8 protein-coding genes are annotated in these 7,468 nt (G+C 72.0%); 4 read left to right on the forward strand and 4 right to left on the reverse strand.

Translation table 11 applies throughout. The features are described 5' to 3' along the window. Positions 1-198, reverse strand: a 198-nt coding sequence (locus VFW24_14920; GenBank protein ID HEX5268056.1) for an SDR family NAD(P)-dependent oxidoreductase, incomplete at its 3' end; no start/stop codon positions are given. Positions 199-201: 3 nt separating this feature from the next. After that, positions 202-1,077, reverse strand: coding sequence for an LLM class flavin-dependent oxidoreductase (locus VFW24_14925; protein HEX5268057.1), 876 nt, complete (start codon positions 1,075-1,077; stop codon positions 202-204). 92 nt (positions 1,078-1,169) lie between these two features. On the opposite strand from VFW24_14925, the gene VFW24_14930 reads away from it, so the two are divergent. Next, positions 1,170-2,297, forward strand: a complete 1,128-nt coding sequence (locus VFW24_14930; protein ID HEX5268058.1) for an acyl-CoA dehydrogenase family protein — start codon at positions 1,170-1,172, stop codon at positions 2,295-2,297. Between the two features lie 13 nt (positions 2,298-2,310). Further along, on the forward strand, positions 2,311-3,573 hold the full coding sequence (locus tag VFW24_14935; protein HEX5268059.1) for an acyl-CoA dehydrogenase family protein: 1,263 nt from the start codon (positions 2,311-2,313) through the stop codon (positions 3,571-3,573). 19 nt (positions 3,574-3,592) lie between these two features. Here the strand turns inward: VFW24_14935 and VFW24_14940 are convergent, their stop codons facing one another. After that, positions 3,593-4,216 (reverse strand): cysteine hydrolase, encoded by a 624-nt coding sequence (locus tag VFW24_14940; protein ID HEX5268060.1) that lies wholly within the window; start codon positions 4,214-4,216, stop codon positions 3,593-3,595. 78 nt (positions 4,217-4,294) lie between these two features. Here VFW24_14940 and VFW24_14945 point away from each other — a divergent pair, with 78 nt between their 5' ends. Beyond that, positions 4,295-5,497, forward strand: coding sequence for an amidohydrolase family protein (locus tag VFW24_14945; GenBank protein HEX5268061.1), 1,203 nt, complete (start codon positions 4,295-4,297; stop codon positions 5,495-5,497). Between the two features lie 22 nt (positions 5,498-5,519). Here the strand turns inward: VFW24_14945 and VFW24_14950 are convergent, their stop codons facing one another. Beyond that, positions 5,520-6,437, reverse strand: a complete 918-nt coding sequence (locus VFW24_14950; protein ID HEX5268062.1) for an MBL fold metallo-hydrolase — start codon at positions 6,435-6,437, stop codon at positions 5,520-5,522. Between the two features lie 51 nt (positions 6,438-6,488). Here VFW24_14950 and VFW24_14955 point away from each other — a divergent pair, with 51 nt between their 5' ends. Then, positions 6,489-7,199 (forward strand): poly-gamma-glutamate hydrolase family protein, encoded by a 711-nt coding sequence (locus VFW24_14955; GenBank protein HEX5268063.1) that lies wholly within the window; start codon positions 6,489-6,491, stop codon positions 7,197-7,199. Positions 7,200-7,468: the final 269 nt, after the last annotated feature.

Genomic DNA, 7,468 nt, shown 5'->3' on the forward strand with positions numbered 1-7,468 from the left:
CGCCACCTGCTCGGCGTCGCGGACGTCGCACGCCACGAACTCGGCGCCACCGATGGCGCCGGGCTCGGGCTCCTTCCGACCGCACGCCACGACCGCCGACCCGGCGGCCAGGAAGGCGTCGGTGATGCCGCGGCCCACCCCGCGCGTCCCGCCCGTCACGAGCACCACGCTGCCGCTGAAGTCGAAGGAGATCCGCACCGCTCAGCGCCCGTCCAGCTCGGCTATGACCTGGTCACCGAAGGCCGCCAGCGTGGCCGGCGGGGCGAAGTCGGTGAACCACACGTAGAACCGCTCGACCCCCCGGTCCCGGAGGCGGCGGAAGCCGTCGACCAGCTCGGGTCCGGTGCCGATGGACATGCCGTCCCAGTTCGGGAAGCGGCGCGCCGCCAGCGCCTCCACGTCGGCGCGCTGGTCCTCCGACGGGACCCACGCCACCATCTGCTGGACCGAGGTGCGGGCCTTACCGGTCCGGGGGCGCAGCTCCTCGAGCCGGTCGAGGGCGTAGATCGGCAGGTTCCACCAGTCGGCGTGGGCCGCCACCAGCTCGAGGGTGCGCGGCCCCGCCCCCCCGATGACGACCGGGATCTCCCCCAGCGGCGTGGGCTTCTGGGCCCCGGCCCGCACCCGGTGGAAGCGGCCCGAGAAGTCCACGGTGTCACCGGACCACAGCAAGCGGATCACCTCCAGCGTCTCGGCCAGGCGGTCCACCCGCTCGCGGGCGTCGGTGGTCCCGACGCCGAAGATCTCGAGCTCGGCGGGGACCGAGCCCCATCCGATGCCCAGCTCGAACCGACCGCGCGACGCGTGGTCGATCGAGACCGCCTCGCGGGCGAGCACGGCGGGGTGGCGGAAGGCGTCGCACAGCACGAGGTGACCGATGCGCAACGTCGAAGTGTGGGCCGCCAGCCAGGTGGCGGTCACCATCGCCTCGTACATCGGCTGGTCCAGCGCCATCGGCGGAGCCAGGTGGTCCATGAGCCCGAGACCCTCGAATCCGGCGCTCTCGGCCGCCCGGGCCCGCTCCACCATGGTCTCGAGGGTCATGCGCATCTGCGGGAGGTAGAGGTGGAAGCTCACGGGGGCCATTGTGCGAGATTGTGGCACCGGTCATCGCCGGCCGCGGTGGCCGACCGTCGCCGCCGGCCCCGCGACGGAGGGAAGGAGATCGGGTGGAGCTCGAGCTAGACAACGATCAGCACCTGTTCTGGGAGACGAGCCGGAAGTTCATCGAGAGCTCCTGTCCCCTCGCGACCGTCCGCCAGCTCTACGACGATCCCGACGGCTTCGACCGGGGGTGGTGGCGCCAGGTGGCGGAGCTGGGATGGACGTCGATGTTGGTCCCCGAGGAGCACGGCGGAGGCACGGTCTCGGGTAACGGGCTGCTCGACCTGGTGCTGGTGGCCGAGGAGATGGGCCGGTGGGTCTCCCCCGGTCCGTTCCTCCCGACCAACGTGGTGGCGGCCACGGTGGCCCGGTCGGGCTCGGCCGAGCAGAAGAAGGACCTGCTCGGCGCGGTCGTGGCCGGGGAGCTCACCGCGGCGTGGTGCTTCGACGAGCCGGGGACCCGGTGGGGCCCGGCCGGGGTGGGGCTGACGGCCCGGGGCGACGGCGGCGATTTCGTGCTGGCGGGCATCAAGTCACCCGTCGAGGCGGCGGCACAGGCCGACCGGCTCCTCGTGACCGCCCGGACCGGGGAGGGCCTCGGCCAGTTCCTCGTCCCCGCCGACGCCCCCGGGGTCCGCGTTACCCCGCTCCGCAGCCTCGACTTCTGCCGGCGGTTCGCCACGGTGTCGTTCGAGGACGTGCGGGTCCCCGAGTCCGCCGTCGTCGGTGCCCCGGGCGGGGCCGCCGGGGACGTCGAGATCCAGATCCAGCTGGCGGCGGCGCTGCAGTGCGCCGAGACGGTCGGCGCCGTCGACCGGGTCTTCGAGTTCACGACCCAGTACGCCTTCGACCGCTTCTCGTTCGGACGCCCGCTGGCGTCGTACCAGGCCCTGAAGCACCGCTTCGCCGACATGAAGACGTGGCTGGAGGCGTGCCACGCCACCGCCACCTCCGCCGCCCGCGGCGTCCAGGAGGGCGCCGACGACGCCGGCGATCTGGCCAGCGTGGCCAAGTCCTACGTCGGCGAGCGCTCGGTGGACATCATCCAGGACTGCGTGCAGATGCACGGTGGCATCGGCGTGACGTGGGAGCACGACATCCACCTCTACCTCCGCCGTGCGACCGTCAACCGCGAGACGTACGGAACGCCCGCCGACCATCGGGAGCGCCTCGCCTCGCTCCTCGGGATGTAGGAAGGAAACCACGATGGCCCAAGACACGACCGCCCCCGAGGACCTGGACTCCTTCCGCCTCCGGGCCCGCACCTGGCTGGCGGACAACCTTCCCCGCATCGCTCAGGGCACCGCCGCCATGGACCTCCAGGAGTCCCAGCAGGCCGACCCGACCCGGGCGCGGGAGCTGCAGCGCAAGCTGTTCGACGGCGGCTTTGCCGGGATCTGCTACCCGAAGGAGTACGGCGGCCAGGGCCTGCCCCGGGAGCACCAGCGGGCGTTCAACGAGGAGTCGGCGCCGTACGAGATGCCGCTGGTGTTCAACATCCCGACGCTGTCGATCCTGGCCCCGACCATCCTCGACTTCGGAACGGAGGAGCAGAAGAAGCGCCACCTCCCCGCCATCCTCCGGGGCGAGGAGCTGTGGGTGCAGTTCCTCTCCGAGCCCACCGGGGGGTCGGATCTGGCCGGCGTCCTCACGCGCGCCACCCGGGACGGGGACGTCTGGGTGCTGAACGGCTCGAAGATCTGGAGCTCGGGTGCCTTCCGCTCCGACTACGCGCTGTGCCTGGCCCGCACCGACTGGGAGGCGCCCAAGCACCGCGGCCTCACCATGTTCATCGTGAAGATCCACCAGCCCGGGATCGAGATCCAGCAGATCATGATGGTCAACGGGATGCGCGAGTTCTGCCAGGAGTTCTTCACCGACGTGCACCTGCCCGCCGAGAACGTGCTCGGCGCGGTCAACGACGGCTGGACGGTCGCGTCCCGGCTCCTGTACCACGAGCGGGAGGCGGTGGGAGGCGGCTCCCAGTACGTCAGCGGCATGAGCGTCGGCGCCCGGTCGGGCCCGATGCGCGACCTGGCCGACCTGGCCATCGCCAAGGGCCGGGCCGGGGACGCCCGGGTGCGCCAGCTGGTCGGCGAGGCCCACGCCAACGACGCCGTCCAGCGCCAGCTCATCGAGCGGATCGGCGCCTCCATCCGCCTCGGGGTGCTGCCGCCGCCGGCGGGGGCCATTCCCCGGCTGTACGGGGGGATGAACTCGGTGCGGCGCTCCAGCATCGGCCTCGACATCGCCGGTGCCGACGCCGTGGCATGGGCCGACGACGATTCACCCGAGGAGGGCATCGGCACCTTCTTCGTCATGCGCCAGGGATCGTGCCTGGGCGGCGGCAGCACCGAGATGGCGCGCAACATCATCAGCGAGCGGGTGCTGGGGATGCCCCGGGAGTACGCCGCCGACCGGGACAAGCCGTTCGACCAGGTGCAGCGGAACCGCATGCCCAGCCGCTGACGGTCGGGTCCGGGCCGGCTCAGGCCCCCTGGCCCCACACGGAGAGCAGCTCGTCGGTCGTGGTGAGGCGCGCCACCATGGCGTAGGTGTTCTCGAGCATGGCCCGGCCGTAGTCCGGGGGGATCCCGATCACGGCGTCGGTCGGCATGACCACGTGGTAGCCGCGGTCGACGGCCCCGATGACCGTGCCGGCCAGGGCCACGTTCAGGGACACCCCGGTGGCGACGATCGTCGACACGCCGAGGTTGCGCAGCACGGGGTCGAGGCCGGTCTCGGTCATCGGCGTCATGCCGTGGAGCCGGGAGATCACGATGTCGGCCGGGTCGACCGAGATGTCGGGGACCACCTCCAACCCGGCCGGGTCGGGCGCCGCCCCCTGCCGGCGCTCCCGCTCGTTGCGGCCCGCGAACCGGGTGTTGCGCCCCGCCCCCTTGCCGTCGTCGCGCCGGCCGGCGGTCCCGTGCACGATCTGCACCCCGGCCCGCCGCCCGCCCTCCACCAGCCGGCCGATGACCGGCAGCACCGGGGTGGCGGCCTCGACGATGGCGTGGAGGCTGGACAGGTCCCCGACCACCATCCGCTGGCACTCGCTCACCAGGATGGCCGTGCGGGCGGGCGCCACCAGCTCCGGATCGAGGGGCACGGGCCGAGTGTAGACGGCTTGTGCCGCCGACGAGACACGGTTATCATGTTTCTCGCGCCAGACCGAAGGAGGACCGCCGTGTCCGCTCGTCTCGGATTCCCGGTGTTCGACGCCGACAACCACCTGTACGAGACCCGGGAAGCCCTCACCAAGTACCTGCCCGACCCGTACCGCGGCGCCATCGACTACGTCGACGTTCACGGGCGCACCAAGATCGTGGTGCGGGGTCAGATCACCGACTACATCCCCAACCCGACCTTCGACCGGGTGGGCCGGCCCGGCGCCCAGGAGGAGTACTTCAAGCAGGGCAACCCCGAGGGCAAGACCCTCCGGGAGATCATCGGCCGGGGCATCGACTGCCCGCCCGCCTTCCGCAACGCTCCGGCGCGACTGGAGCTGCTGAACGAGCTGGACGTCGACTTTGCCCTCATGATCCCGACCCTCGCCAGCCTGGTCGAGGAACGCATGCGGGACGATCCCGACCTGTGCGCCGCCGCCATCCACGCCCTCAACCTGTGGATGCTCGAGGAGTGGCCCTACGTCTACGAGAACCGCATCTACTCCACGCCGATCGTGACCCCGGGACTCCTCGACAACGCCATCAAGGAGCTGGAGTGGCTGCTCGAGAACGGAGTCAAGGTCGTGCTGATGCGCCCGGCGCCGGCCTGGGGGTACCGGGGACCGAGGTCCTTCGCCCTGCCCGAGTTCGACCGGTACTGGGAGCTGGTGCAGGAGTCGGGGATCATGGTCGTCCTCCACGCCTCGGACAGCGGCTACGTCCGCTACTCCAACGAGTGGGAGGGGGTGCACACCGAGACCCAGGCCTTCGCCCAGATCTCACCGTTCACCCAGGCCCTGCGCAACACCCACCGCGACATCCAGGACGCCGTCACCTCGTTGATCTGCCACGGCGTCTGCCAGCGGTTCCCGCGGCTGCGGATCGCCCTTATCGAGAACGGGGCCGGGTGGGTCCCGGGCCTGCTCGAGCACCTCGACCACACCTGGGCCCAGATGCCCCAGGCCTTCGAGCAGAAGCCGTCCGACACGTTCAAGCGCAACTTCTGGATGCACCCGTTCCACGAGGAGGACCCGCGCGAGCTGGTGAAGCTCCTCGGCGCCGAGCACGTCATCTTCGGGTCCGACTACCCCCACGTCGAGGGGCTCTCCGATCCCGTCTCCTGGGCCGGCGAGCTGCACGGCCTCAACGACGAGCAGCTCCGCAAGGTGATGGGCGGCAACATGATGGGCCTGCTCGGCATCGAGGCGCCGGTAGCCGCCTGAGGCCGGTTCAGGGCCGTCAGGGTCAGGCCAGGCAGCGCAGCGGGGCTCCGCCGTTGAAGGTGATCATGTCGCCAAAGGCGGCGGCAATGTCGATGGGCCGGCCCATCGGACCGCCCTCCATTTCGGCGTAGGCGCGATGGAGGTTGCCGACCAGCCGCTCGCTGTCGAGCAGGTCGGCCCACCGGCCCAGGTCGGTCTGGCGCGCCACATCCAGGGGCTCGAGCCCCGCCTCCCGTCCCTCCCGGGCCAGATCCTGGACCCAGATCAGGTACTCCTCCACCGGGTCGATCAGCTCGGGACCGCCCACCCCGCCGTGGCCCGGGACGATTGTGGCCGGCTGTAGCCGGCGCAGGACCTGCAGCGACTCGAGCGACCCCGCCACCGAGCCCATGAGCACGAACGGGGTCCCGCCGTTGAACAGGAGGTCCCCGGCAAACAGCACTCCGCTGTCGGGCAGCCACACCACCACGTCACCGGTCGTGTGGGCGGGAGTGCCGGCGTAGCGCAGCTCCACCCGCCGCGACCCCAGGGTGAGGTCGAGACGGTCCTCGAGGGTCCGGTCCGGTGGGGCCACCGTCAGGTCCCCCCACTCCACGGGCTCGAAGACCCCTTCGAGACCGCCGATGCGCTGGTCGGCCATGTTGGCCCGGCAGTTCACGTGGCCGACGATGATGGCGCCGGAGAACAGGCAGTTCCCGTTGGTGTGGTCCCCGTGGTGGTGGGTGTTCACGAGCGTGTCGACGGGCAGGGAGGTCACCGACGCGATGGCGTCGCGGAAGGCCCGGGTCCGCCGCTCGGTCGAGGAGGCGTCGACGGCACACACGCCGTCGTCGCCCACCACGAAGCCCGTGTTGTTGATCCACCAGCTGCCGTCGGGCTGGACATAGCCGTAGACGCCGTCGGCCACCTCCACGGTGAACGGAGGTGCGACGGTGCTCACGGCGCCAGTGTCCCACAGGGTCGTTCCGCCCATTCGTGCGAGGATCGGGGGATGCGGCTGCGGGACCTGCTCGACCAACGGGGGGTCGTGGAGGAGCTCGAGCTCCGCTCCCGCGTCGGGTTCATGGCCCTGCACGGTGGCTCGCAGGACCGGGGGAGCGACGCCATAGCCCGCCGGGCCGCGGCGGCCGCCGGCGCGTCCTACTACGCCATCGTCCAGCCCCCGTCGCTGCGGATCCACCTGCCGTCCCACCGCCACGACCCGGCCGACTCCCCCACCCTCACCCGCTTCCTGGCCCACGTCGAGGTGGTCTTCTCGGTCCACGGGTTCGGCCGGGACTCGCTCCGCCTCCTGCCGGATCCGGGCCTCGGCATCCGGGTCGAGCCCTACGGCCCGCCCCTCAAGGACGGCCGGACCGAGCCGTTCCGGGGGGTGATCCTCGGCGGGCGCAACCGTCCCCTGGCGGCCCGGGTGCGGCGCCACATGGAGAGCCGGCTGCCGGACTGGCGGTTCGTCGACGAGGAGAGGTGGCTGGGCCCCCTGGCCGGTCGCCACGCCGCCAACCCGGTGAACCTGCCCCCGGCCGCCGGCGTGCAGATCGAGCTCTGCCCGGGACTGCGGGGCATCGGGCTGTACGGGGAGCGGATGGCCCCCACGCCCGACGACGAGCTGGTCGAGCTAGTAGTGGAGGCCCTCGCGGCTGCCGCTCGCGAGGCGGGTGAGGTCAGGGCCGAGGCCCGCTCCGGCGCGGCGCCGGCGTAGGGAGGTCGGGATCTGGGCCCGCCGGCGGCCGGCGCGGCCCGGGGCGGGGCGGGCGGCCCGGGTGGCCAGGGGGGCGGAGGCGGGCCGGGGCGAGAGGTGACCGAACAAAAAGGCGGCCAGGCGGACGTCCAGGGCGGTGACTTCGCCGCCGGCCGGGCCGTTCCTGCCCCTCCCGGATGAGGTTTCCGTCACACCTGCTGGTGCGGGGACCAGCGGAAGCGCCGGGCCGCCACCAGCAAGCCGCCCACACCCCACAGGGCCACGAAGCC

The sequence above is a fragment of the Acidimicrobiales bacterium genome, from assembly GCA_036273495.1.
Classification (GTDB): Bacteria; Actinomycetota; Acidimicrobiia; order Acidimicrobiales; family JAJPHE01; genus DASSEU01.